Origin of the sequence: Neisseria sp. HMSC068C12 (assembly GCF_001814095.1) — a bacterium.
In the GTDB taxonomy this organism is placed as follows: Bacteria; Pseudomonadota; Gammaproteobacteria; order Burkholderiales; family Neisseriaceae; genus Neisseria; species Neisseria perflava.
Genome location: NZ_KV814811.1, coordinates 1 through 567 on the forward strand (window position 1 = coordinate 1; position 567 = coordinate 567).

A 567-nucleotide genomic window follows, 5' to 3' on the forward strand; every position below is an offset into this window, starting at 1 on the left:
TCCCCAAAAAAGAAGCCGCCCCGCTTTCAGACGGCCTCGACGGCCAAACCCCGTTGCGGATTACCGAGTTCAAACGCGACGTATTGGGACGCTTAATCCATACCCTCGCCCGCAACAACGACAAGGTTCAGGAAACCGTTTACCAATACGACCTGGACGGCAACCTCGTCCGTGCCGCCAACCGCCACAGCATTACCTGCTTCGACTACAACGGCAACGGCCAAATCATCGGCCAGCACCAATGGAGGGTACCGACTAAGGAAGAGAACGCCCGAAACGGATTGCCCGAAACCGACTGGCGCGATGCGCAATACGACATGCTGTACCTGCCCGTTACCGAAAGCATCCGCTACCACTACGACTTCAACGGCAACCGTACCGCCACCGTCCTGCCCGACGGCAGACAGATCAACTACCTGTATTACGGCAGCGGCCACCTGCACCAAATCAGCCTCGACGACGAAGTCATCTCCGACATCGAACGTGATCGGCTGCACCGCGAAATCTACCGCACACAGGGTAAACTCGCCAGCCGTTACGAACTCGATCCCTTAGGCCGTCTGAAAA

The 567-nt window shown here is 57.5% G+C and carries 1 pseudogene; it reads left to right on the forward strand.

Features of this window, described 5'->3' with window-relative positions:
- A pseudogene (locus tag HMPREF2952_RS04470) lies at positions 1-567 on the forward strand (RHS repeat protein); the annotation flags it as partial.